Source organism: Streptomyces sp. NPDC093064 (assembly GCF_044754605.1).
Taxonomy (GTDB): Bacteria; Actinomycetota; Actinomycetes; order Streptomycetales; family Streptomycetaceae; genus Streptomyces.
In genome coordinates, this window is record NZ_JBIVPK010000077.1 from 1 (window position 1) to 22,156 (window position 22,156).

At 69.4% G+C, this 22,156-nt stretch carries 24 protein-coding genes and 3 pseudogenes; 16 read left to right on the forward strand and 11 right to left on the reverse strand.

What is annotated here, in order from left to right; genetic code table 11:
• The first annotated feature begins 449 nt into the window (after positions 1-449).
• The gene (locus ACIQFZ_RS40295) at positions 450-824 is read left to right on the forward strand and encodes a hypothetical protein (protein WP_402693633.1); all 375 of its coding nucleotides are present in this window, start codon (positions 450-452) and stop codon (positions 822-824) included.
• Positions 825-919: 95 nt separating this feature from the next.
• On the opposite strand, the gene ACIQFZ_RS40300 is transcribed toward ACIQFZ_RS40295, so the two are convergent.
• Entirely contained in the window at positions 920-1,162 is a 243-nt protein-coding gene (locus ACIQFZ_RS40300; RefSeq protein ID WP_402693634.1) for a hypothetical protein, read from the reverse strand.
• A gap of 1,123 nt (positions 1,163-2,285) precedes the next feature.
• Entirely contained in the window at positions 2,286-2,636 is a 351-nt protein-coding gene (locus tag ACIQFZ_RS40305; RefSeq protein WP_402693635.1) for a hypothetical protein, read from the reverse strand.
• Between the two features lie 28 nt (positions 2,637-2,664).
• Between ACIQFZ_RS40305 and ACIQFZ_RS40310 the strand changes: the two genes are divergently transcribed.
• Positions 2,665-3,117 carry a MerR family transcriptional regulator gene (locus ACIQFZ_RS40310; protein WP_402693636.1) on the forward strand — a complete coding sequence of 151 codons (453 nt, stop codon included), beginning with the start codon at positions 2,665-2,667 and terminating at the stop codon, positions 3,115-3,117.
• Between the two features lie 150 nt (positions 3,118-3,267).
• On the opposite strand, the gene ACIQFZ_RS40315 is transcribed toward ACIQFZ_RS40310, so the two are convergent.
• The gene (locus tag ACIQFZ_RS40315) at positions 3,268-4,146 is read right to left on the reverse strand and encodes a class I SAM-dependent methyltransferase (RefSeq protein ID WP_402693637.1); all 879 of its coding nucleotides are present in this window, start codon (positions 4,144-4,146) and stop codon (positions 3,268-3,270) included.
• Positions 4,147-4,240: 94 nt separating this feature from the next.
• On the opposite strand from ACIQFZ_RS40315, the gene ACIQFZ_RS40320 reads away from it, so the two are divergent.
• The 3 genes and pseudogenes from ACIQFZ_RS40320 to ACIQFZ_RS40330 form a co-directional block, all read left to right on the forward strand.
• Complete coding sequence (locus ACIQFZ_RS40320; RefSeq protein WP_383060772.1) at positions 4,241-4,849, forward strand: TetR/AcrR family transcriptional regulator; 609 nt, start codon at positions 4,241-4,243, stop codon at positions 4,847-4,849.
• 7 nt (positions 4,850-4,856) lie between these two features.
• Positions 4,857-5,134, forward strand: a pseudogene (locus tag ACIQFZ_RS40325) (transposase); the annotation flags it as partial.
• A 67-nt stretch (positions 5,135-5,201) separates the two neighbouring features.
• Positions 5,202-5,816 (forward strand): annotated as a pseudogene (locus tag ACIQFZ_RS40330) (MFS transporter); the annotation flags it as partial.
• Positions 5,817-5,839: 23 nt separating this feature from the next.
• Here the strand turns inward: ACIQFZ_RS40330 and ACIQFZ_RS40335 are convergent.
• Both ACIQFZ_RS40335 and ACIQFZ_RS40340 read right to left on the reverse strand, forming a co-directional pair.
• Positions 5,840-6,193: a (2Fe-2S) ferredoxin domain-containing protein gene (locus ACIQFZ_RS40335; protein WP_383060770.1), complete on the reverse strand. Its 354-nt coding sequence runs from the start codon at positions 6,191-6,193 to the stop codon at positions 5,840-5,842.
• Positions 6,194-6,231: 38 nt separating this feature from the next.
• A complete protein-coding gene (locus ACIQFZ_RS40340) occupies positions 6,232-8,211 on the reverse strand; it encodes a heavy metal translocating P-type ATPase (RefSeq protein ID WP_383060768.1) in 1,980 nt (659 codons plus the stop codon).
• A gap of 127 nt (positions 8,212-8,338) precedes the next feature.
• Here ACIQFZ_RS40340 and ACIQFZ_RS40345 point away from each other — a divergent pair, with 127 nt between their 5' ends.
• Positions 8,339-8,710: an ArsR/SmtB family transcription factor gene (locus ACIQFZ_RS40345; protein WP_383060767.1), complete on the forward strand. Its 372-nt coding sequence runs from the start codon at positions 8,339-8,341 to the stop codon at positions 8,708-8,710.
• Between the two features lie 44 nt (positions 8,711-8,754).
• On the opposite strand, the gene ACIQFZ_RS40350 is transcribed toward ACIQFZ_RS40345, so the two are convergent.
• The 6 genes from ACIQFZ_RS40350 to ACIQFZ_RS40375 form a co-directional block, all read right to left on the reverse strand.
• Positions 8,755-10,008, reverse strand: a complete 1,254-nt coding sequence (locus ACIQFZ_RS40350) for an MDR family MFS transporter (protein WP_402693638.1) — start codon at positions 10,006-10,008, stop codon at positions 8,755-8,757.
• Complete coding sequence (locus ACIQFZ_RS40355; protein ID WP_402693639.1) at positions 10,005-11,120, reverse strand: PLP-dependent cysteine synthase family protein; 1,116 nt, start codon at positions 11,118-11,120, stop codon at positions 10,005-10,007. Before ACIQFZ_RS40355 ends, ACIQFZ_RS40350 begins: the two co-directional genes overlap by 4 nt.
• Before the next feature lie 119 nt (positions 11,121-11,239).
• The gene (locus ACIQFZ_RS40360) at positions 11,240-11,686 is read right to left on the reverse strand and encodes a hypothetical protein (protein WP_402693640.1); all 447 of its coding nucleotides are present in this window, start codon (positions 11,684-11,686) and stop codon (positions 11,240-11,242) included.
• Between the two features lie 315 nt (positions 11,687-12,001).
• The gene (locus tag ACIQFZ_RS40365) at positions 12,002-13,183 is read right to left on the reverse strand and encodes an NAD(P)-binding domain-containing protein (RefSeq protein WP_402693641.1); all 1,182 of its coding nucleotides are present in this window, start codon (positions 13,181-13,183) and stop codon (positions 12,002-12,004) included.
• A gap of 122 nt (positions 13,184-13,305) precedes the next feature.
• Positions 13,306-13,923, reverse strand: a complete 618-nt coding sequence (locus ACIQFZ_RS40370) for a hypothetical protein (RefSeq protein ID WP_402693642.1) — start codon at positions 13,921-13,923, stop codon at positions 13,306-13,308.
• Positions 13,924-14,082: 159 nt separating this feature from the next.
• Entirely contained in the window at positions 14,083-15,345 is a 1,263-nt protein-coding gene (locus tag ACIQFZ_RS40375) for a DUF418 domain-containing protein (RefSeq protein WP_402693643.1), read from the reverse strand.
• Positions 15,346-15,541: 196 nt separating this feature from the next.
• Between ACIQFZ_RS40375 and ACIQFZ_RS40380 the strand changes: the two genes are divergently transcribed.
• The 10 genes and pseudogenes from ACIQFZ_RS40380 (at position 15,542) to ACIQFZ_RS40425 (ending at position 22,115) form a co-directional block, all read left to right on the forward strand.
• Complete coding sequence (locus tag ACIQFZ_RS40380) at positions 15,542-16,210, forward strand: response regulator (RefSeq protein WP_376652215.1); 669 nt, start codon at positions 15,542-15,544, stop codon at positions 16,208-16,210.
• Positions 16,207-17,415: a sensor histidine kinase gene (locus ACIQFZ_RS40385; RefSeq protein WP_402693644.1), complete on the forward strand. Its 1,209-nt coding sequence runs from the start codon at positions 16,207-16,209 to the stop codon at positions 17,413-17,415. The genes ACIQFZ_RS40380 and ACIQFZ_RS40385 overlap by 4 nt, the downstream gene beginning before the upstream one ends.
• A 93-nt stretch (positions 17,416-17,508) precedes the next feature.
• The gene (locus ACIQFZ_RS40390) at positions 17,509-17,709 is read left to right on the forward strand and encodes a hypothetical protein (protein WP_402693645.1); all 201 of its coding nucleotides are present in this window, start codon (positions 17,509-17,511) and stop codon (positions 17,707-17,709) included.
• 319 nt (positions 17,710-18,028) lie between these two features.
• On the forward strand, positions 18,029-18,478 hold the full coding sequence (locus ACIQFZ_RS40395; RefSeq protein WP_402693646.1) for a hypothetical protein: 450 nt from the start codon (positions 18,029-18,031) through the stop codon (positions 18,476-18,478).
• 108 nt (positions 18,479-18,586) lie between these two features.
• Positions 18,587-18,892, forward strand: coding sequence for an antibiotic biosynthesis monooxygenase family protein (locus ACIQFZ_RS40400; RefSeq protein ID WP_365433430.1), 306 nt, complete (start codon positions 18,587-18,589; stop codon positions 18,890-18,892).
• Between the two features lie 107 nt (positions 18,893-18,999).
• Positions 19,000-19,485: a recombinase family protein gene (locus ACIQFZ_RS40405; protein ID WP_402693647.1), complete on the forward strand. Its 486-nt coding sequence runs from the start codon at positions 19,000-19,002 to the stop codon at positions 19,483-19,485.
• 116 nt (positions 19,486-19,601) lie between these two features.
• Positions 19,602-19,970 carry a hypothetical protein gene (locus ACIQFZ_RS40410; protein WP_376654654.1) on the forward strand — a complete coding sequence of 123 codons (369 nt, stop codon included), beginning with the start codon at positions 19,602-19,604 and terminating at the stop codon, positions 19,968-19,970.
• 230 nt (positions 19,971-20,200) lie between these two features.
• Complete coding sequence (locus tag ACIQFZ_RS40415) at positions 20,201-20,506, forward strand: hypothetical protein (RefSeq protein WP_402693648.1); 306 nt, start codon at positions 20,201-20,203, stop codon at positions 20,504-20,506.
• A 50-nt stretch (positions 20,507-20,556) separates the two neighbouring features.
• Positions 20,557-20,936: pseudogene (locus ACIQFZ_RS40420) on the forward strand (hypothetical protein).
• Between the two features lie 357 nt (positions 20,937-21,293).
• A complete protein-coding gene (locus ACIQFZ_RS40425) occupies positions 21,294-22,115 on the forward strand; it encodes a lysostaphin resistance A-like protein (RefSeq protein ID WP_402693649.1) in 822 nt (273 codons plus the stop codon).
• Positions 22,116-22,156: the final 41 nt, after the last annotated feature.

Below are 22,156 nucleotides of genomic sequence, written 5' to 3' on the forward strand. Positions count from 1 at the left end.
GCTCCGCAAGCGGGTCCTCCTCTCGGCGTGAGGCCGTTCATGATCGCGGTTGTGGTGACCCTCCGTGGCCCCAGCACGGAAAGTGATCCAGAACCAGTTTTCACCCGTCGCCGAGACCATGGAGTCGCGCTTCGCACGCATTGACGCGATCCTCGACGCAATGAGCGGGGCGGAGCAGGCTTCCAGGTGGACGTATGAGGCGCTGACGGCCGACGCAGGGTGGCTCAAGGTGCGCGAGATGGCACGCGAGACGCGAGGCACTCACCGAACCAGCCAGTACCTGGCAGCAGCCGTTGCCCACCCTGGGGATCTACTGTGGCTCTCAATAACTGCCCAGGGCCGTCTCTGGGCCGTCTGGTGGTCGAAGGGCAGGGGCTATGGGGGTTGGGCGGCAGGGCAGGTCGGTGGCGGAGTCGGAGAGAGGTCCGAGTTTGCTGCCGGTGCTTGGGGTGTTCATCGTGCTGGCCGCAGTACTCGAACGCTGCCTATCACTGCTCGACGGACCGAAGACATACATACTCTGCGGTGATCTTGTCGAGTTGTCCAAAGAACTCGACCGGGAAGCAAGTGTGAACCGGTGGCTCCTGCTGGCCGGCCTAGTGCTGTCCGCGGCAGCACTGTTCGTCTCACGTGTACACCGCTGGCGGGTTCTCCCCGTGCTAACGCTGTCTGCGGTTCTGATCTTGGTGGTTCTGGCAGACGGTTATGCGGCGCGCGCGGATGCCGTCGCCTCGCAGATCTGGACATCCCAGACCTGCGACGAACCCACGAACCCGTACAACACTTCCCGAGGCTGGTTCAACTGGAGTCCACTCGGCCCGTGATCGGCCAGGCTTCTGACCAGAGACTCGTGCATGACGTACGCAGCGTTCCGGAGTCACGTCCACCATTTACCGGCGTGACATCCTGACGACGTGCGTCACACGCGAGTGGTGTGCTGGTCCACGATGGCCCGAAGCCGGTCGAGGCCCCCGGCCTCATGCACGCCCCGCTTGGGCAGGACACCGAGGTACATGATGTTGGGGTCCCGGCTGAGCAGGACGAAGTGGCCGGCCGTCTCCCGGTAGCCCTGGAAGACGGACCACTTCTGACCAACGTGCTGTGGTCGCTGCGGCAGGTGATCCCGGCCGCAGACACGGAGACGCGGTACTCGCCCTGCCAACCGATGAGCCGCTGCACGTGAGCGGCCTGTAGCCGTGGGTACCCCCACACCACCAGGACAACGAACAAGAACAGAACGGTCGAGACCGCGTCGATACGCCCACGGCCCACGGCGGAGACCAGCCACTGCCCCACCCACAGTGCGAGGAACACGCTCCGCAGCAGCAGCCCCGTCCGCTTGATCCGCTCGCGGACCCGCAGACCAGCCCGAGTGTCGGCAGACTCGGGCCGGTACACCAGCTGAACCGCGGTCTGCTCGTCCACGACATCGTCGGAGGTTTCCGCGCTATTGTCGGTGCCTTCGGCCCTGCGCCCCTCGGCCATGATCCCTCCCCGGTACGAAGATCCACGGGATCCTACCGAACCTCAGTGCGGGAGCGGACGGCCACCGTGGCGGGGCACGGCTCGCCAGCGGGGCACTCGACGGCGGTGAAGCGGGCCCCTCAACATCGCTTGAAACGGACCAGGCTGGCACCCTGCGGAGACCAGCCGCTATCCACTGACGTGCTGGTCACCAACGGTCTCAGCCGCTATCAGGGTCGCTGACGTTAGCGCCCACTGCCGCTATCGAGGGCTGCCGGCCGCAACCCAGGCTGGGCCGACGGCGTCCTGGACGCTTCAGCTCGCAGACTTCCCCTTCCTCTTTCTCAGCGAGCGGTATGCCAGATGGCATGCGATCCCGATCAGCACGCCAAGGGCCGCAGGCGCCCACGCCGGGAGTCCACGCCCAAAAAGGACCCCGATAATCGTCATGGATACAACGGAGCAAATGACCCCTATGTAGCTTGGGGGTTCACTCTCCCCCGAGTTCGATCGGCCGTCCCTCTGCCATGGTCTTCTCATCTGGTCAGTCCTCTCTGGCGGGCGGCTTGGGAGGCTTCTCAGCCGGTTAGCTCAGGGGAGATGGAGGCAGGCACGGACACTCACTCCGACGCCAGGGCAAACGCCCGGATCAGGTGGGAACCCGTACAGCACTTCCCTGGACGCAACCCTTGGCCCGTGCCGGACGCACCGTGCCCTCCCACATGCCTTTACCGACGCCGGGTCGCGGCCTCGGAGGCGAAGAGACGCACGTGCGGGGCGAACGCCGTGAGGGCCGACTCCAGGTGGGAGTGATCGATCCGTCAGAAAACCGACTCGCAACTCGACTCGGAGGTGTCCCGGAACGCCTCGAGGAACTCAGGATCGACCTGAGTGTTCAAGTAGTCGTCAACACTACGGATGATCGGCGAGTCCGACGGCTCTGCCGCTCCGGCCATGTACTGCACATCGATCTGCCGCGCTCTGCTGAACTCCTGGAAAAGATCGAAGCTCGGCAGCAGCTGGTCCGCGAGACCGTGCTGGAGCTGGCCACCGAGGACGGCGCACCACCGCCCGAGCCGCTGCCGCCCGGCTACCGCGAGATCCTCGCCGCCTTCAAGCAGCGCGATGAGGTTATCCGTCTGATGCGGCGTCTGTTCCGTTTCCATGGTCATGAGCGCCAGGCTGCGACTTAATGTCAGCATGAAGTCAAGGGAGAACAGGGTGGCGGCCGCCGGTCAGGACACGGCGATGAGCATCGGCCCCGTCGCGGAGCGCTTCGGTCTGGCCACGCACGTCCTGCGGCACTGGGAGGCGATGGGCCTGCTCGCTCCCGACCGCGACTCTGCCGGCCGACGTGGCTACCACGTTGGCCACCTCACCCGCGTCGCCGTCATCCTCCGCGCCAAGGAAGCCGGACTGTCCCTCGACACCATCGGCTCCCTGGCCGCCACGGCCGACCCCGCGAAGCGGCGCGACCTCCTACAGGAGGAGGCAGCGGCCTTGCGCTCCCGCATCGCCGCCGCCCAGTACTCGCTCGAGCTGATCGAGTGCGCCCTGGGCTGCGATCATGAAGACTTCACCCAGTGCGCGCACTTCCGGCAGATGGTGGCTGATCGCATCGGTTCCGAGGTCTCCGTACACATTCCAGTCTGATCCGGTTCCGGGGGCGGCCGGATCACTCCGGCCGCCGACGCTGCACCACATACCAACACCGTCTACGCGAAGGCCACCGCGGCACCCGCCTCTTCTTCGCTACCCCGCAACTGTGTGCCCTGCTCCTCCTCAACCTGACGACGGCGGGGTTCAACGTCGCGTCGCTGTTACGAGCCAGGCGGAGGTGCGGAGGTGGACGCCTGCGGGCTGCTCGTGGGCGGCAAGAGCGACGGTGAACGCAGCTCGAACGCTGTCGGTGCTGCTCGGTCGGTCCGCGCTGTCGACGCTGCTCGCGGAGTCGAGCAGCTTGACCAGGTGCCGGCCGGGGCCTGATCCGAGCAGGTGATCGGCTGCGTCGTGGGCGTCGCGTCCGAAGTCGCTGACGGTCTCGACGGGCTCGGTGCGCACCTTGTCGAAGCCGGCCGCGTCCAGGATCCGGTGGATGACAGAGGGGTCGGCGAGCGAGAACATCCCTGGCCCGTCCGCGGTGGCAGGCTCCTCAGCGGGCAGGGGCAGATAGGCGCGTGCCGTACCGAACATGGGCACCCACTCGCTGCGGGTCGGGTCGGCCATGCAGACGAAGGCGAGTCGGCCGCCGAGGCGGAGGGCCCGGCCGATGTTGCTGAACGCGGCGACCGGGTCGTCGAAGAACATGACCCCGAACCGGCTGATGGCGACGTCGAACGCGGATGTTGGCAGAGGATGGATCTGGGCGTCGCCCTGCTCGAAGGTGATCCGGTCCAGGCCCTCCTCGGCGGCCTGGGCGCGTGCTCTGGTGAGCATCGGCCCGGAGATGTCGAGGCCGAGAACCATGCCACGGAAGGCAGCCTTGGCGGCGAGCCGGGTGGTCTGGCCCGCGCCGCAGCCGATGTCAAGCACCCGGTCCACGGGGCCGATCCCGGCGGCTTCGAGCAGAGGTTGATTGAAGCCCTGGTTGATCGCGTTCCAGCGATCGTGGTGATCGCTCCAGTGCCGGCCTTCGTCGCCGTTCCAGGCTTCGAACTGTGCGGTGTTGACGAGCTCGTGCATCGGATCGCTCCCGTCGGAGAGTTAGTATGGGCGTCTGCCCATACCAAGGTATGGGCAGACGCCCATACCGGCAAGGCTTGACCTGGAGGACCCGATGTCACCGCGTGGTGTAGCGACCCCCGACGTCCGTGAGCGGCTGTTCACCGCGGCCGAGCGGGTGCTCGCCCGCGAGGGAACGGCCGGGCTCACCAACCGGGCCGTCACTGAGGAGGCGGGCTGCGCCAAGGGGCTGCTGTACAACCACTTCGCCGACCTGGACGACTTCGTGGCGCAACTCGTCCTGGACCGCTTCGAGCGGATCGCCGCCGAGGTCCGGTCCTTGCCGGAGCGTGCGGGGGAGGGCGACGTGCGGGAAAACCTGATCAGCACGGCCCTCACGCTGCTGGGCGCGAACGGTCCGGCGATCGCGGCAGCGGCGATCTCCCGGCACGCGGTAGCTGAGCGGGTACGCCGGGCATGGGCCGCCGGTGCCCCCGGCCCCGGCGCCGTCGAGGAAGCCATGGCCAGCTACGTGGAGGACGAGCAGCGCCTCGGACGAATCCCTACCGACGCCGACGGCGCGATGCTCGCGCTCGCCCTGGCGGGAACCGTCCACCACCTGCTGATGCACGGCAGTCTCCAGCCAGGAGAAAACGCACGGCTCGTCCGCCGCCTGGTTGCCGCCTTGGTGCCGACAGCGAACGGGCTGGGGGCATCTGCCTGATCCAACGTTGCCCGACGACATCACGTGCACCTGGACGCTGGTTACGACTGGGACAAGACCCGCGCTCTGCTCAGCGAACGCGGTCTCCGCGGCCGCATCGCGCACATAGGTGAGAAAGCACCGATCCAGGCCAGCCAGCGTTGGCACGTCGAACGCACGCACGCCTGGCAGAAAGCCTTCCACCGACTCGCCCGCTGCTACGAACGCCGCGCAATCGTCATCAACGCCTTCTTCGACCTCGCCGACACGATCATCACCGTGCGTAACCTGATCCGACGGGCATGAACCACCCACCGCTGGGACGAACGCCCGAACCGCCGACCATGACCCCACTCCCATCCGCGCGAGCTCTTATGTCCGCGACCAGTTGGGCTGGAGCGCGGCGGACGTGTCGCTGGCGCTCGCCGCGTACGGCGGCGGTTCGATGTTCGTGACGCTGCTACTGCCCCGTGTTCTCGACCGCGTCTCCGACCGCGTGGTGATGTTGCGCGGGGCTCTGCTGCTCACGCTGGTCTTCGCCGCGCTCGGCGCCATCACGCCGACTGGGAGTGGCGGTTGGCGCTGGCCTGCACTGTTGCTGACCTGGGCCGCCTTCGGCGCCGCGCGCTCGATGGTGCTCACCCCGAGCGGGCGGCTGATCCGCCGCTCCGCGCCACCGCAGGAGCGTACGTCGGCGTTCGCCGCCCAGTTCTCTCTCTCGCACAGTTGCTGGCTGCTGACGTACCCGCTGGCCGGCTGGCTGGGCGCGGCAACGGGCCTGCAATCGGCGGTGGTTACGCTGGGCGCGATCGCTCTGGCGGCCGGACTTCTGGCGCAGCGTCTGTGGTCGTCGAAGGAGGGGGTGGTCGTCGAGCACGAGCACAACGGTCTGTACGACGATCACCCCCACCTCGTGGGCGCCGTACGGGTGACGAACGGCTGGCGGCACAGCCACGACTACCTGGTCGATGCGCTGCACGCTGGCTGAGAGAACGCGTCGGCCGAGCGCGCTCAGTCCTCGATGGCCCGGCGCACTCGGCGCGACGGCCCGATCGCGTACAGATCGAGGATCTCGGGCGGCTCGGCGAGGCCCGGTCCTCCGGCGCGTACCCAGGCCGCGATGTCGGCCGTCGCGTCGGGATCGTTGACCAGCCCGAGCCAGACCGGTCGCCCGCCCGCGGCCCGTCCGGCCGTCGAGGGCTGTACGACGATGACATTGGCCTGCTCGCAGGCGTCGAGGCAGTTCACCGCCCGGACTCGGGCGACCGACCCCAGTTCGGTCTTGAGGGTGGCGAGTTGGGCGGCGTGGTCGACTCCGGGGATCTTGGCCGTGCCGCAGCAGCAGCCCCGGCACACGGTGACCATGCACCGGGGCTCCGCCTGTGCGGGAGCCCTGCGTCGGCTCACGCGGCGGCCCGCTTCCACGCCACCTCGCGCAGGAGCCGCAGCCCGTTGAGGCCGACGATGACCGTGGACCCCTCGTGCCCGGCGACACCGAGCGGCAGCGGCAGGGTGCCGATCAGGTCCCAGGCGACCAGGCAGGCGATGAAGACGCCCGCGATGACCAGGTTCTGCACGACCAGCTTTCGGGCCCGCCGGGACAGCGCGATCACGGCGGGGACCGTGCGAAGCTCGTCGCGGACGATCACCGCGTCGGCGGTCTCCAGTGTGAGGTCGGAGCCTGCCCGGCCCATGGCGACGCCGGTGTGGGCAGCGGCCAGGGCGGGGGCGTCATTCACGCCGTCGCCGACGACCATCACCTTGCGGCCCGCGTGCTCCAGTTCCTTGACAGCGTCGACCTTGTGCTGCGGCAGCAGCCCGGCCCGTACGTCGTCGATGCCGACCTCGGCCGCCAGACGGGCTGCGGCACGGGGATTGTCACCGGTCAGCAGCACGGGCGCGGCCTCGGTGAGGGACGTGAGTGAGGCCACGGTCGCGGAAGCGTCGGCGCGCAGCCGGTCGGAGATGCCGAGCAGTCCGACGGGGGCGCCGTCCACTGTGACCAGGACAGCGGTCCGGCCGCCGTCCTCCAACTCGCCCGCGACGACCGCCGCCCGCGCGGGCCCTGCGTCCGAGGCTCTGTCCAGCAGTCGCGCTGGTGCGCCGACTGCCACCTCGCGCCTGTCGACGGACGCGGTCACGCCGACTCCCGGGACGGAGTCGAAGTCCTCCGCCACCGGCAGCGACAGACCGCGCTCGCGTGCCGCGCCCACGACTGCCCGGGCCAGCGGGTGCTCGCTCGGGTGCTCGGCCGCCGCCGCGAGAATCAGCAGCCCCTTCTCGTCCAGCCCTGTTCCAGCGAGCGGACGGACATCCGTGACCCGCGGGGTGCCTTCAGTGAGCGTGCCGGTCTTGTCGAGCGCGACCGCGTCGACCTGCCCCAGCCGCTCCATGACCACGGCGGACTTCACGAGCACACCATGTCGTCCGGCGTTGGCGATCGCGGACAGCAAGGGCGGCATGGTGGCCAGGACGACCGCGCAGGGCGACGCCACGATCATGAAGGTCATGGCGCGCAGCAGCGAGTCAGCCAGGCCCGTGCCGAAGGCGAGCGGGATGAGGAAGACGGCGAGGGTCGCCGCCACCATGCCCAGCGAGTAGCGCTGTTCGACCTTCTCGATGAAGAGCTGGGTGGGCGCCTTCGTCTCGGCCGCTTCCTCCACCATGCGTACGATCCGGGCGATCACCGTGTCGGAGGCGTCCCGCTCGACCCGTACGCGCAGGGCGCCGGTGCCGTTGAGGGTGCCGGCGAAGACCTCGTCACCCACTTCCTTGGCAACGGGCAGCGGCTCGCCGGTGATCGTTGCCTGGTCGACGTCACTGGCCCCGTCCAGGACGCGGCCGTCCGCGCCGACGCGCTCGCCGGGCCGTACGAGGATGGTGTCCCCGACGGCGAGTTCCTCGACGGGAACGATTGCTTCGTTTCCGCCGGCGTCGATGCGGGTGCTCTTGGCGGGTGCCAGGTCCAGCAGTCCTCGTACGGAGTCGGCCGTACGGGCGGTGGCGAGCGCCTCCAGCGCGCCCGAGGTGGCGAAGATGACGATGAGCAGGGCGCCGTCCATGACCTGGCCGATCGCCGCCGCCCCGAGCGCGGCGACGATCATCAGCAGATCGACGTCGAGGGTCTTCTCCTTCAGCGCCTGCAGGCCCGCCCAGCCCGGTTCCCAGCCGCCGACCGCGTACGACAGCGCGTACAGCGGACCCCAGGCCCAGGCCGGAGCACCGGTCAGCTGCAGCGGTAGCGCGATCAGGAAGAAGACGGTGGCGGCGGCGGCCCACCGTGCCTCGGGGAGAGCGAAGACCCGGGTACGGCGCCGAGGCGCGGCGCCTTCGCGTGAGGGCGCGGCCCGGTCCGCGACGGGTGCGGTGAGGGTGGAGGTCATGGGAGACGGGGTCCTTCACGATGGCATGACGAAGGGGGCGGCAGCCGGAGGAGGCCGATGCCACCCCTCCACCATACAGGAACACATGAAGACACATTCATGCGTTCATGTCCGTAGGATGAAGGCCATGGGCCACGGAGCTGACACCACGACCACCGCCACCGCGCGCGAGCGCCTCGAGACCGTGGGCGCCGCCGACGTGGCCGCCACGCTCCAGGCGCTGGCCACGCCCTCCCGGCTGCGGATCCTGGCCCGCCTGCAGGAGGGGCCGTGCGCGGCCACCGAGCTGGCCGACGCCGTCGGCATGGAACAGTCCGCCTGCTCCCACCAGTTGCGCCTGCTGCGCAATCTCGGCCTGGTCAGCGGCGAGCGCCAGGGCCGCTCGGTCATCTACGCGCTCTACGACAACCACGTCGCCGAACTACTGGAGCAGGCCCTCTACCACGTCGAGCACCTGCGGCTGGGGCTGCGCGACTTTCCGGCCTCTGCGACCGGCTGAGCACGCGGGGCCGGGCACACGCGGCCCGGCCCCGATGCGTCACCTCACCCCGGTACGGGAACCGGCCTCGGAGCCAGGTACCCGCCACGGTGCAGTCGCGTGACGAGCCCTGCACAGGCGAACCCGGTGGCGGCCAGCGCCGCCCACGGCAGCCACCGGATCCCGGTGTCGAACAGGGCGCCGACGGCGAGGTTGCCCAGCGAGATCGCGATGCCGGAGGCGGTGTTGTAGGCGCCGTAGTACGTCGCGACGAGCCGGTCACCGGAGAGCCGGACGACGGTGTCCATCTCGAAGGGGTAGAGCAGGGCCCCGCCCCAGGCCAGCAGGGCGGCGCACAGGACGAGTGCGAGGACGCTCGCCGTGAGGCCGAGAGCTCCTGAATACGGGCCGGGAAGCAACGGTACGAACGCCGCCCCCATCACGATGAGGCCGTACGCAATCGCCTTCGGTCCGGCCAGGGCCCGCTTGGCCCACGCGGTCAGCTTCAGCTGCCCCGACAGTGCGGCCAGCGCGGAGACTGCGAAGACCGCGCCGGTGACCAACCCGGTCTGCTCACCGAAGAGGTCGCGAGCCCTCAGCGGCAGGGCTAGGTAGACCTGGAAGGCCAGGACGTACGAGCCGGTCATCGCGGCAGCGAAGAGCAGAAAGGGCCGGTTGGCGACGACGGTGCGCCAGTCGGCGGCGACCGCCCGCCAGGCGGGTTCGGCGCCGCGGTCGGCCGGGGGCCGTGTGGGCAGCGCACGGGCTTGGAGCACGGCGAGAGCACCAAAGATGAGCGCCGCGACCGAGCACACCGCGCTGAAGTCCCAGGCCAGCAGGGCGAGCCCGGCGAGTGGTCCGACGAGGATACCCGCCTGGTAGAAGACATTGAAGGCGGCGAAGGCTTCCACGCGCCGCTCTTCGCCCGCATCGGCGGCAAGGTAGGCGCGGACGGCTGGATTGAACAGCGCCCCGGCCAGCCCTGTCAGCGCCGAGGCGCCGATCAGTGCGGGCAGGGAACTGGCCACCGCCAGCAGCCCGAAGGCGACCGTGCGCATCACGCAACCCGTAAGGATCATGGGCTTGTAGCCGTAGCGGTCGGCGAGAGTGCCGCCGATCAGGAACATGCCCTGCTGAGAGAGGTTCCGGACACCGAGCACCAGGCCCACCGTCCAGGCCGCCAACCCGAGTCCATGGGCGAGGTGGTCGGCCAGGTAAGGCATGAGCATGTAGAAGCCGAGGTTGATGGCGAACTGGTTCGCCATCAACAGTCGAGCCGGCCGGTCGAACGAGGCCACCGGGACCCACTGGCCCCTCATCGGACGCCCGCCTTCGCCACGTGACGGCCCAGCGGGTCACGGACCTGGCTGCACCGGGTCCAGCTGGTGACCACGCACTCGTTCTGCTCGGCGATCTCGTCGGGTTCCTCCGGCGGTTCCTGGCCAAGGAGTTGGTGCGCGCCGCACCAGGCGTCGTTGTAGACGGTCTCCAGGTAGCGATACGGGCCGTCAGGGAAGATGGCGGCGATCCGGGTGCCGGCCGGGGACGTACGCGCGACCCATCCGGCGACGAGCGCGACGGCGCCGACGCTCCAGCCGCCGGACGCGTAGTGGCGCCGGGCAAGCCGGCGGCAGGCCCACACCGCCTCGGCCGGGGCCACCCAGTGGACCTCGGCGAACGCGTCGTAGTCGACGTTCTCGGGGTGGATGCTGGAGCCGAGGCCGCGCATGAGCCGCGGCCCGGCAGGCTGCCCGAAGATCGTCGAGCCGACCGCGTCCACCCCGATCAGTCTCAGCTCGGGAAGCGACTCGCGCAGTCCGGCCGCGACACCGGCCGAGTGACCGCCCGTGCCCACCGCCGCCACCAGGACATCGATGCGACCGAGCTGGGCGATGAGCTCGGCGGCGAGCGGCCGGTAGGCGGCCACGTTGTCGGGGTTGTGGTACGGGTCCGGGCAGTACGCGCCCGGGGTGCGGGTCAGCAATTCGGCCACACGCTCGCGACGGGCCTCCTGCCAGCCGCCGTCTGGATGTGGGGCGGCGACCTGGTCGACGTGTGCGCCGAGGGCGGTGAGGAGACGGACCACGGAGGGTTCCATACCGGGGTCGGTGACGACGGTGACGGGGTGACCGTACGTCAGCCCGGCCAGGGCGAGCCCCAGGCCGAGAGTGCCGCTGGAGGACTCGACGATCGGGGCGCACGGCGCGAGATCACCGCGCCGCCGTGCTTCAGCGACCATGTGTAGGCCGGGGCGGTCCTTGATGCCGCCGGGGTTGGCGCCTTCCAGCTTGGCGTAAAAGCCCCGGCCGGGTGGGGCGAAGGGTTCGTCGATCCGCAGGACGGGGGTGTTGCCCACGAGCTGGGCGGGTCGACGGGCGATCACAGGGAGCGGGGCATGCGCCCCGAGGGGTTCGAGCAGGGAAAGGTGCATGTGCGTACGGCTCCTTCGCACCGCGCCCTGTGCGGGCGGGTGCGCTCGTCGCGGATCATGGGCGCGCGGGCACGCCTCGGCCACGGAGTTCGTGCGAGGTCGGGGCGTGCGGGCGAGGCCTACTGACGCAGGACGCAGTGGAGCGCGAGGGTGGCGCGGCCGTCCGGCACCGGGGGGACGTCAGGCAGTTGGGCCCAGGCAGCGTGCGCTGCCTCGGCCCGTGCCGTGTCCGGCACTGCTACGTCCGGCCCTGGTCCGATGACCGTGTCGCCAACGGTGTCACGGGGCCGGTCCGCCGCGTGATCGATATGGCCGTCGGCCTTGTGGTCGTGCCCGGGAGCCGGGTTGGACCCGTGATCGGCGTCGTCTGTCTCGAGCTGAGAGCAGTCGACGACCGCGACATTCAGGTGGGGCCCGCCGAAAGAGGAGGCGTGGACGGTGCCCGCCAGATGAGCGGTGACCAGTAGGACGAGCCCCAGGAGCAGGCCGATGCGGCCCACCCGTCCTGGGAGCCGTGTCTGCAACCGCACACCGATCACATACACAGAGTATTCAATCGATTGCATTGTGCTACCGCACGGCGGCCGCATCGCCCCCTCCGCACGGCGGCGAATCCGTCGTCGACCTGCGCCAGCGCATCGCCGAGTGGCTGGATGACCTTCCGGGCGACACGGGCCGACCGCTCGTCGTCACCGTTCCGACGGTGGCCCGGGCTGCTGTCCTGCGTTCGCTGACAGCGCCCTGTAGCCTTCTGGCACTTGGACGTGCCGCCTTTGACGTGTGTGCAGCTCACGGGCCGAGCCGGGCGCTGGAACCACCGAATGGGTGACCGGCGGACGGCCCGGGGGCTCAGACGTCCCCCGGGTCGCCGCACGGTGAACTTAGCGTCGAGTGCTGGCTGACAGCGACACGGCCAACCTCGGCGCCGCGAACTCCGTCCCGCAGGTGAACCTCATCAGCGGTCCAAAGGTGGCCGCGGCCTTGATACCGGTGAAGTACAGGCCCGGTACGGACGACTGGAACCCGGCGTCCAGAGCCGGGAACCCGCCTGTACGGGCCAGCTCGGACCGCACTTCAGGGGCGATGAAGTCCAGCGCGTCCAGCCGGACCTGGTAGCCGGTGGCGGCCAGGACGTGCCCGGTCTCGACCGTGTCCGTACGCCCATGGGCGTCACGGGTCGCGAGGCGGATACCGTCGCCGTGCCGCCAGGCCCCGGTAATGCGCTGTCCGAGCCGCACGGGTACGACCCCGTCCAGACGGGGCCTGAGCCACCATGATCCGAACGGTCCCAGCACCCGCTTCACCAGACGCAGCCGGGTCTGCGCAGGCAGGAAGCCGAAGGCTGCCGCCTGGTGGACGACCGCGTAGAGCCCCCAGGACCGGCCCAGCGGGGTGTCCGGCTGCCAGTGCGGCGGAGGCGTCGGCGCCGCACCGAACACCAACCGGTCTGTACGGGCCAGGAGCTGAACGCGCGCGCCGGCCTCGCGCAGCAGCGCCGCGCTCTCCTGGGCCGACTGGCCGGCACCGACCACGACCACGTCCTGCCCGGCGAACTTCGTAAGGTCAGCGTGCTGGGAGCTGTGCGAGACGAGCCCGTCCGGCACGAGGGCGGCAAGAGGCTCAGGGACGTACGCGAAGCCATCCATACCGCTTGCCACCGCGACAGCCTGGGCCCGCAGCTCCTCCCCGGAGGCCAGCTTGAGGTGAAAGCCGTCGTGCTGCCGGTCGACGCCGAGGACACGGGTGTCCTCCACCTCGGGCACCAACTGCTCGGCGAACCAACGCCCGTACCGTACGAACATCTCAACCGGTACCGGGTCGTGCCCGGTCAGCCGGGTGTCCCCCGTCTGGCGGCAGTAGTCGTCGAGCTTGAACCCGGCCTTGGGCGCGGACAGCACCGACGCGCTCGGTGGTGACTTCAGCAGCATGCCCGCGGGCATGTTCTCGGCCCAGCTCGCCATCGGCGAGCCGAAGACCCTCACGTGCAGGCCGCGTGCCTTGAGGTGCGCGGCGGTGGACAGGCCGTACGGGCCCGCTCCGATCACGACAACAGTCGTGGACATTTTCCCCCTTGCGGCAGCCCCGATCGGGGCACCGGTGAAGTGATGTGGGCGTACGCAGCGCTTACGTGCACGGATGAGCAGGCGCTCGCCGCGACGGCACGTAGTGCCGGTTCATGCACTTGTCAGACAGCGACGAACGGCACGCCGAGAGGGGGACCTCGGCGCACGACGCAGTCCGCGAGTATGAGTTGCCGCGGAGAGGCCCGGGCGGCCCCGCAGAACAGCGGCACGGCCACAGGCGCGACGGAGGGGATCTCGGCACCAAGGCGAGGGAACAGCAGGCTCCCCAGCCAGACACACAACGAGCGCAGTTCGGCAGCTGCACTACGGAACAGGGCCAGACGGCCGTTCTGGGCCCCGTGCAGCAGGTAGGCGAGCAGCACGGTCATGGCGACGTGAGCGACCACCATTGGCCAGGCGGCGGACATCCGCCCGTAGGCGGGCTCGGTATGCGTGGTGAACAAGCAGACGCCCGCAACCTGCGCGCCGGCCGCATGAACCAGCTGGCCTGAGCGACGGCTCGGCTGAGCCGCACCCGGCAGGGCGACAGCGAAGAGAAGCCCGGCCAGGAGGCCGCGGGCGGCCCACGACGGCGACACGTCGAACACCACGTGGTGTCCCACGACCGCGAGCACCGTGCTCGTGACCGAGTAGACGGCCGCGCGGGCGGTCGCGATCCGCACCGAGTCCGGCCCGCTGCCGGAACGGCGCAGGCGGGACACAAAGGTCGAAGTCGCCATGGCCCACCCATCATGAGGGGTCGGCCGATCGACTGTCACTACCGCCCGCTTCTCGCCATGGTGCGCTGCAGTGCGGGGATTTACCGGCGAACGCTGTGCGTCAGTTCGCGGAGGCCCTGTCGGGCTGAGGTACCCGCGCCCCCAGGTGGGCGCCGCCGTCTACTTGATGTGCCGCGCGGGCCGGGTGGCGATGTAGAGCAGGTACTCCAGAGGGCCACGCCGGAACACACGGGTCCACACAGTCGCCAGGAGTGCGGCGGCAGCGATGAAGCCCAGCAGCACCGGCAAAGCGGACATGGTCGTGTCCTCGATCACGGCCACGTGCCACACATCGGTGAAGAACCAAAGGGCGACGATGTGCAGGACGTAGACGGTCAGCGCCGTCATGCCGACCGCTGCAACGGGTGTGGCCAGGCGTGTGAGGCGCGGCATTCGGTCGGCGACGGTGAGGCACACGGCCACCGCCACGAGGGCGACGCCCGTGTTGCCGAGGATGGAGAAGGTCGTCTGGCTGTGTGGTGCGGCCACCAGCAGCCAGGCGAGCGGGGTGCCGTCCTCGGGTTCGCCGACGGTGTCGGACCACCACGCAGACGACACCGAACTGCCACCCGTAGCGGCCGCGACGGCGGAAAGCGTGTGTGGGACCAGGCGTAGGGCCAGCCAGGAGCCTCCGTAGCCGACCAGGGCGAGCGCCCCGCCGGTGAGGACCAGCCGGAATCGGATGCCGGCTCGAGTGAGGTCGAGTCGCGCCACCGCCATACCTGCGATCAGGAACGGCGTCCAGGTGAGGACCGGATATTCCCCGGTGAACAGCAGTTCGATGATGCCGTCCGTGCCGCTGATCCGGGCCAGAGGGTCCCGGGCGGCGATGGCGTCCGCCCAGTTCCCTTCCTCGATCGACTTCCTTATCACGTACAAGACTTGGGGCAGGATCAGCGCACCCGCGGCGGCGATGAGTGCGAGGGTCCTTGCCCGCAGCCGGTACATCGGGAGGACGGCGAGGAAGAGCAGCCCGTAGAAGCTGAGGATCACGTCGACTTGGGTGTCCAGGGCGGTCAGGGCGTAGCCGAGCGCCAGCAGGACGACGGCGCGGATCACGATCCTGACCACCGCCTGACGGCCGGAGCGCCCCGTCCGTGGGTGCGGACGGCCGGTGATGACGACGAGCGAGAAGCCGGCGAGCAGCGCGAAGAGGGCGGACGAGCGGCCCCGCGCCATCTCCAGTAAGAACCCCACCGGCCCGCCCACCGTCACGTCGGGGCCGACGTGAGCGGAGTACATGCCGAAGACCGCGAGCCCGCGGGCCAGGTCTATACCGATCAGCCGGCCCGTGGACGGCGTGGCGGCTGGGACGGACGAGCGGTCCGTCTCGAGTTGGTGTGGCACCCGTGTCGGCACGGCCGACGATGCAATCTGCGTCATGCCTTCAGGGTTGACCGATAACCGGTCCGAGCCACCCCGACGGGTTTCCGAAGGCACCCCGCCGACCGGCCGAAGTCTCCCCCGCCGACCGGCTGGAGCCGCACGGCCAACTGGCGCGAAACGCAGCCGGCCCGCCGGCGGACGGCTCCCAATGGAGTATGGATGGAACGGCGGGCATGCGACGAGCGGAGCGCACGTGATCCGGGTACTGGTGGTCGACGACGAAGCCCTGATCCGCATGGGTTTCACGTACATTCTCAACACGGTGGACGATATCGAGGTCGTGGCGGCGGTCCCCGGCGGTCAGGCCGTCGGGACGGTGCGGGAGTTGCACCCTGATGTCGTCCTGCTGGACATCCGGATGCCGGACGTGGACGGGCTGACCATTCTGGCCGACCTCCGGCGCATACCGGACCCTCCGGTGGTGGCCATGCTTACCACGTTCGACACCGACGAATACGTGGCAACCGCGTTGCGCTCGGGTGCCGCCGGATTTCTGCTCAAGGACACTGACCCCGAGCACCTTCCCTACCTTGTGCGAACCCTGGCCGACGGCGGAACCGTCTTGTCGTCGGCGGTCACGCGCACAGTGGTGGACGGCTACCTCGACAAGGGCGCGCGCGAGCCCTCCGCCGTCCGCCTTGCCTCCGGGCTGACCGAGCGCGAGCGTGCCGTCCTCGTCCTCATGGCCGAAGGACTCGCCAACACCGGCATCGGCGAACGGATGCACCTGAGCACCGGCACCGTCAAAGGCCATGTCAGCGCCGTTTTCAGCAAACTGCGGGTCACCAGCCGCGTCCAGGCGGCCCTGATCGCCGAACGCGCGGGCCTCCTCACGCCACCGCAGGACGGGGACACCCGATGAACCTCCGACACCCGCCAGCTCCGCTACTGGACGCCGCCCTCGTCGCGGCGTCACTGGCGGACGCATGGGCCCACATCGAAGTCGAGGAGCACGCGGCCATGGCCTGCGCGCTGCTCGCCGCGTTCGCCCTCGTGCTGCGTCGCCGCCTGCCCCTGACGACCTTCGTGCTCACGCTTCCCACCGCCATGGTCACCGACGCGGTGTTCGCCACCATGGCCGCGCTGTACACGCTCTCCTCGCTAAGCCGCCACCGCACCCTGCTGGCCGGCTGCGCCCTGGCCTACGCGATCACCGACTTCCTGCCCTGGCCATGGTCGTCCCTGAAGGCCTCCGAACTCGCTCAGACCCATCACCTGGTCCACCTCACCTACACCCTGGCCACCTCGGCAGCTCCTGTCTTCCTGGGCCAGCTCGTACACGCCCGGCGCGAACTGGCCCTGCGGCTCGCCGAGATCTTCGAGGCCCGCGAGCACGAACGCCTGCTCATCGCCCAAAGCGTCCTGGCGAAGGAGCGCGCACAACTTGCCCGGGAGATGCACGACGTGGTCTCCCACCAGGTCAGCCTCATCGCCGTGCAGGCCGGGGTACTCCAGGTGGGCAGCCATGACGCCGAGACCAAAAAGGCAGCGGCCACGATCCGCCAGCTCAGCGTGCAGACCCTTGACGAACTGCGACACATGGTCAGCGTGCTGCGCGCCTCCGACAGCCGCCCCACGGAGCTCACCCCCCAGCCGTCCCTCGCCGACCTGCAGCGACTGGTCGGCAGCAGCGGCATCGAAGCGGAACTGGAGACGCACCTGCCCGAAGACCTTCCGCCCACCGTCCAACGCGCCGTCTACCGCACCGTCCAGGAAGCCCTTACCAACGTCCGCAAACACGCCCCCGGCGCCACGGCGAGGGTATGCATTGATTACCGGGAAGGCGCCATCCACGCCACCGTCATCAACACTGCCCCCACCCGACCCGCGCTGCCCCTGCCCAGCGCCCACCACGGCCTCGTCGGCCTGCGCCAACGCGCCGAACTCCTCGGCGGCACCATCGCCGCCGGATCCACAGCCGCCGGCGGATACAAGCTTCACCTGAAACTGCCGGTCAAGGACAGACCGACCCCGACCAGGACTCCTGAACCGAACAATCGGCCAAAGAAGATCCCTGACCGGCCGTTCACCGCAGCTGACACCCCATCAGGACAAGCCCCCAAATGAGCATCCCGAGCGGTAGCGCACAAATACAGTTCGCGCGATGCGCCATCGAAACAGGGGCGGAGCCTTGCCCCTGGCATGTGAACCTGCATGCGGATGAGGACCGGCTGCAGCACCGAAGAGGAGCGCGTCGCCCTGCCCCGCGAGGCGTTGACCGGCAGGCCCAAGCTGGCAGCACCTCAGTGGTCGGTGGACATCGGCAAGGGCGAGACGCGGGCTCGGGACCTGCTGCGCGCCGCCCGCAAGCCGCCCGCCGACGACGAACCGCAGGCTCAGCTGGAGCTGCTGAGCGCGTGATCCTCTAATCTGGGCGGGCGTAGGGCGCGGGGGAGCGCTCCTACACGAAGGGCTCCTGCTGTGAGTGCTGCGCCCGCCCGCATCCCCGAGTCGCTGCTGCCGCTGGCAGTGCCGATCGACGACCTGGTCGCCTACCACCGCAACCCGCGCACCGGCGACGTCGACGCCATCGCCGAATCGCTGCGCGTCAACGGCCAGCACAAGGCCATCGTCGTCAACCGCGGCACCCACACCAGCCGCCCCAACGAGATCCTCGCCGGTAACCACACCTGGGGCCGCCGCCAAGCAGCTCGGCTGGGAACGGATCGCCGCCACGTGGGTGGACGTCTCCGACGAGGACACAACCCGCATCGTCGTCGTCGACAACCGCACCTCCGACCTCGCCGGCTACGACAGCGAACTGTTGGCCGACATCCTCGAGGAACTACCCGACCTCGACGGCACCGGCTACGACCAGGGCGCGCTGGACAAGCTCCTCGACAGCCGGGCCCTGCCCGACACCATCGACCTGCCCTCCGACGGTGCGGGCACCGGGTCCATGGCCAAGCTGGGGTACCTGCAGTGGGGCTACATGCAGTGGTCCACCATCCGCGTGCAGATCACCGCGGCCGAGGTGGAAACCCAAGCGAGTGGCGGGCCCGCGGAGAGCCGCAGGCCCGCCAACTTCCCCTTACACGCAGGACACGTACAGAACGGGGCTGTTCGCCGTACCCGAGCCATGGGAGCCGCCCTTGCTCACCATGGTCCCGTACGTCGAACTGGTCGCTGACACGCAGGGCAGACGCCACACCGGATGGCGATATTGATCGTTCAGGCTCCTAGCATGAGGCCCAAGGTCGCACTCCGGCGGCCACCCGTTTCCGGTGAGGAGCGATCCATGTCCGTGACCCTGGTCCACGTATTCGAGGTCCCTGAGGGGCGAGAGCAGGAGTTCTTCGACGGATGGAGGGCGCTGACCGAGGCCTTGAACTCCGCTCCCGGCTATCACGGGACCCGCCTACTGCGCCGCACCGCCGACCAGGTGGGCAGGTTCGCATTCGTCAACATCGCTTCGTGGGAGAGCAAGGACGCGTGGCAGGCCGGCGTCAACACCGACGAATTCCGCGCCCTGCTTCCGGCGATGAAGGACTTCGTCGGCGTGCCGGGTATCTACGAGGTGGCCTACGAGGAAGGCACCGTCTAATTCCCGTCGTCCCCCGGCACGCCAGTGAGCGCTGACACTCAGAACGCGCCAAGGGCAACGCAGACGGCCCGCATCTGACCAACCTCCAGCTCGACGCCCTGGAAGAGGTGGGCTGTGATCCGGTCTTCTCGGAGAAGATCAGCACCCGGGTCAAGGTACGGCCGGAGTTCGTCAAGGCGATGGACTTCGCCCGCACCATCAAGAAGGCCGTCCCCCACCAGCGGGTGATCTTCACGGTCCATGAGATGAAGCGTCTGGGACGCGGCGCCGCCGAGCTCCTGGCCATCGCCGAGGATCTGCGCCACCACGACATCCAGCTCGAACTCCTTACCGGGCCTCTCCAGGGGTCTACGACCCCTCCGGGCACGGCGCCGCCCTCTTCGCGTTCATCGCCAGCATGGCGGAGTCCGAGCGCGAGTACATCCGCGAGAAGTCCCTGGAAGGCCAGGCGTCCGCCCGCGAGCGCGGCCGGCACGCGCCCCAAGGTCGTCGACGACGACATGGCCGACTACGCGCGAACCCTGCGGGCCAACGGCGTGCCCGTACAGCGCCGCCGCGCCGCGCAGCGCCGCCCCACTCCCCCGACGGCCTGAGTCGGCCTCAGGTGGGACGCGTGTTTGTGTGCAGCGTGCCCGACGGCCAAGAGTCCGCGGCGGCGTTGGTGTCGCCCTGCCTCGTGCTGCCGCGCAGTACGAGGTGGCACGAGGCTGTGGGTACAGCGCTGGCCGGCAACTGGAGCGATGCCTTGTGGGACAGCGGGCAGCTCCCCTCGACGGCCTTGGGCGCACTGAAGGCGGAGGCCCGCACGCTGCATCGGCAGCTGGTGCCGCTGTGGCGTCGGCGCACCCAACACGGGCGGGTGCTGTCCCTGGACGCCTCGCTCGGCGACGGGCTGTCGCTGTACGACCTGGTTGCCGCCGACGTCGACTATCCGGCGCACACAGTAGGCGGGGTGTTCGAGGACGAGCGACTCAACGCCGTCCTGCGCGGTCGCGCTCGCGCTGGCCTACGGCGAGGGTGCCACCTGGGCGGAGGCCGCAGCTGTGGCCGACGCGACGGAGCCGGAGGCCTTCGGTGAGCAGGTCCGCCGCAAGGCCCAGCGACTCGCCGCTGAACAAGCCCGCCGACTGGCGCTGCGCCAGGCCACCTCAGCCAGACGGAGGGCAGGTTGCACCGCTAACCCTGCTCTCCCCCACACTTCGGCGCTGTCAGGCCCGCTGCCCGGGACCTAAGGGCTGGGACTGCTGCATGCTCCGCCCCACACGCGCACCCGGCGCGCACGCCCTCCGAGCCCGAAAGAATACGAAGATGACGACCCGTCGGCCCAAGCGCCGCTTCGCCCCCTGGATCGCCATGCCGGTCGGCGGCGGGGCGCTGGCCCTGGCCGCCAAGTTCTCCAGCGCCCCAGGGTGGGCCCTAGCGCTGCTCGCCGTGGCCAGCGTTGTGCCAGCGTTGCTGCCGCAGGAGTCCAAGCACCGGCGGGACGTGTGGCGGGACTGGCTGCGCCACCGGGAGCGCATGGCACGTCTACGCCACAAGGCCGTCAACCCGGAGCCCGTCACTGCAAAAGAGCGAAAGGATCACCCCAACATTCCGGCTGACCGCGCCGCGTGACCAGCATCCGTGCGGAGAGCCCACGCCCACCAGAGGGTCGTGTGACCTCGATGGATCCCTACGCGAACGTGCCGACCGCGGCGGTGTACGACGCGTTCGCCGAGACGGAGCGGCTCCCGGTCGACTGGCTCCAGAGCACCTCGCCGCAGAGGCGACGCACTACCTGTTCCCTACGCTCGTGCAGCGGCTCAGGCACCGTCCCGAGGTGCCGCTGCAGTGGGGATGCCAGCAGCTGCTGACAGTCAGGACCGGTGAACAGATCTGGGGTCTGCTCGACGTCCTTCCCGACACCCTCGACAAACTTCCGGAGGCCTTGGACATGGCGTCCAAGAAGGACATCGTCAGCCGCATCGAGCGAGCAGTGACCCAACGCGATTGGGCGGAGCGGATGGTGGCAGAAGGCGGCCACAAGGAAATGCCACGGCACTGAGACACAGGCACGCCGACACGGATTGAGGCAGCCCAGAAACCCGCGGGTCAAGGCTGTGCTCGATGACACGAGCCGCGAGACCCTACAGGCAAACTAGGGCAAATCGGGGCAGACGGGCTAACTACAACGCCCCGGCCAAGGGTGCCAAGTGCCGCCCCACCGCCCCCAACCTCTGGGTCATCCAGGGCGACCACACCTCCGTTAAGAGCAGCCGGGGGTGCAGCTGGATACACCCAGGTCGGACAGCTACACGCAATGGCCGCCCGCTCCCGAACCGGAATCGTCGTACCCAACACGTACGGGTCCAACGCCCGTACGGAACGCACAGCAACGACGATCACCATGGGGATGGACGGCATGCAGACGAAGAAGGTGGCGTGGAAGGCGGAGGCGGGCGTGTTCCTTGCCGTCGCGTTCCTGGCGGCGGGGGCACTGGGCGCGGCGCAGCCCGCGACCGGGATACCGACCGTCGTCATCCAGCTGACGCAGTTCGGCCCCGCCTTGGGGGTGGCGGCGGTGGCCCTGCTACGGCCGTCCAGGATCCGCCACCGGCTCGCCGGAGCCCTGCCCACCCGCCGGGCGACTGAGCCGGGCGCACACCGCCCGAACCACACCCCCTACCTGCTGCTCCTCACCGCAGCGCTGATCATCGCACTCGCCGCAGGCACCTACGCGTGGGTGGAGGGCACCCTCCGGGTCACCGACCCCGGCACCCTGGGCAGCCCGCTCGCGCTGATCGTCGTCGCTCAGCTGGTCGGCGCGTGCGGTGAGGAGATCGGTTGGCGCTGCCTGCTCCAGCCGCTCTTGCGGACCCGGTTCGGCCCGCTCACATCCTCGATCACGGTGGGCGTGGTGTGGGGCCTGTGGCACGTGCAGGTCTTCACCCACGCGCCGGCGTACGCGGCCGGGTTCCTGCTGGCCACCGTGGCGATGTCGGTCGTCCTCGGGGTCAGCCAGGATTGCACCTGGACGAACCGGCTGCTGCTCGCCGGCGCCTTCCACACCCTCATCAACCTGGGAATGCTGCTGTTCCTCAACGACGAGTCCGGCGCGGACTTGTCCATGATGCTGTTTGGCCTCGCCGCCCTGGTGGCGATGGTCCCGTGGGTGCTTCGGGGACCGAGGACTAGTAGTACTTCGTTAGGTTGGCTGGCGTGGGTGGTGTTCTGGCGGAGCTGAAGCGGGGATGCCGCGGTGGCAGGTGGGGCATGTGCCGGTCC

Bases quoted from the DNA above. Each gene is read 5' to 3' on its own strand.
- ACIQFZ_RS40305 (WP_402693635.1), bottom strand. From the start codon at position 2,636: ATGACCATGGAAACGGAACAGACGCCGCATCAGACGGATAACCTCATC.
- ACIQFZ_RS40310 (WP_402693636.1), top strand. From the start codon at position 2,665: ATGAAGTCAAGGGAGAACAGGGTGGCGGCCGCCGGTCAGGACACGGCG.
- ACIQFZ_RS40315 (WP_402693637.1), bottom strand. From the start codon at position 4,146: ATGCACGAGCTCGTCAACACCGCACAGTTCGAAGCCTGGAACGGCGAC.
- ACIQFZ_RS40320 (WP_383060772.1), top strand. From the start codon at position 4,241: ATGTCACCGCGTGGTGTAGCGACCCCCGACGTCCGTGAGCGGCTGTTC.
- ACIQFZ_RS40335 (WP_383060770.1), bottom strand. From the start codon at position 6,193: ATGGTCACCGTGTGCCGGGGCTGCTGCTGCGGCACGGCCAAGATCCCC.
- ACIQFZ_RS40340 (WP_383060768.1), bottom strand. From the start codon at position 8,211: ATGACCTCCACCCTCACCGCACCCGTCGCGGACCGGGCCGCGCCCTCA.
- ACIQFZ_RS40345 (WP_383060767.1), top strand. From the start codon at position 8,339: ATGGGCCACGGAGCTGACACCACGACCACCGCCACCGCGCGCGAGCGC.
- ACIQFZ_RS40350 (WP_402693638.1), bottom strand. From the start codon at position 10,008: ATGAGGGGCCAGTGGGTCCCGGTGGCCTCGTTCGACCGGCCGGCTCGA.
- ACIQFZ_RS40355 (WP_402693639.1), bottom strand. From the start codon at position 11,120: ATGCACCTTTCCCTGCTCGAACCCCTCGGGGCGCATGCCCCGCTCCCT.
- ACIQFZ_RS40360 (WP_402693640.1), bottom strand. From the start codon at position 11,686: ATGCAATCGATTGAATACTCTGTGTATGTGATCGGTGTGCGGTTGCAG.
- ACIQFZ_RS40365 (WP_402693641.1), bottom strand. From the start codon at position 13,183: ATGTCCACGACTGTTGTCGTGATCGGAGCGGGCCCGTACGGCCTGTCC.
- ACIQFZ_RS40370 (WP_402693642.1), bottom strand. From the start codon at position 13,923: ATGGCGACTTCGACCTTTGTGTCCCGCCTGCGCCGTTCCGGCAGCGGG.
- ACIQFZ_RS40375 (WP_402693643.1), bottom strand. From the start codon at position 15,345: ATGACGCAGATTGCATCGTCGGCCGTGCCGACACGGGTGCCACACCAA.
- ACIQFZ_RS40385 (WP_402693644.1), top strand. From the start codon at position 16,207: ATGAACCTCCGACACCCGCCAGCTCCGCTACTGGACGCCGCCCTCGTC.
- ACIQFZ_RS40390 (WP_402693645.1), top strand. From the start codon at position 17,509: ATGAGGACCGGCTGCAGCACCGAAGAGGAGCGCGTCGCCCTGCCCCGC.
- ACIQFZ_RS40400 (WP_365433430.1), top strand. From the start codon at position 18,587: ATGTCCGTGACCCTGGTCCACGTATTCGAGGTCCCTGAGGGGCGAGAG.
- ACIQFZ_RS40415 (WP_402693648.1), top strand. From the start codon at position 20,201: ATGACGACCCGTCGGCCCAAGCGCCGCTTCGCCCCCTGGATCGCCATG.
- ACIQFZ_RS40425 (WP_402693649.1), top strand. From the start codon at position 21,294: ATGCAGACGAAGAAGGTGGCGTGGAAGGCGGAGGCGGGCGTGTTCCTT.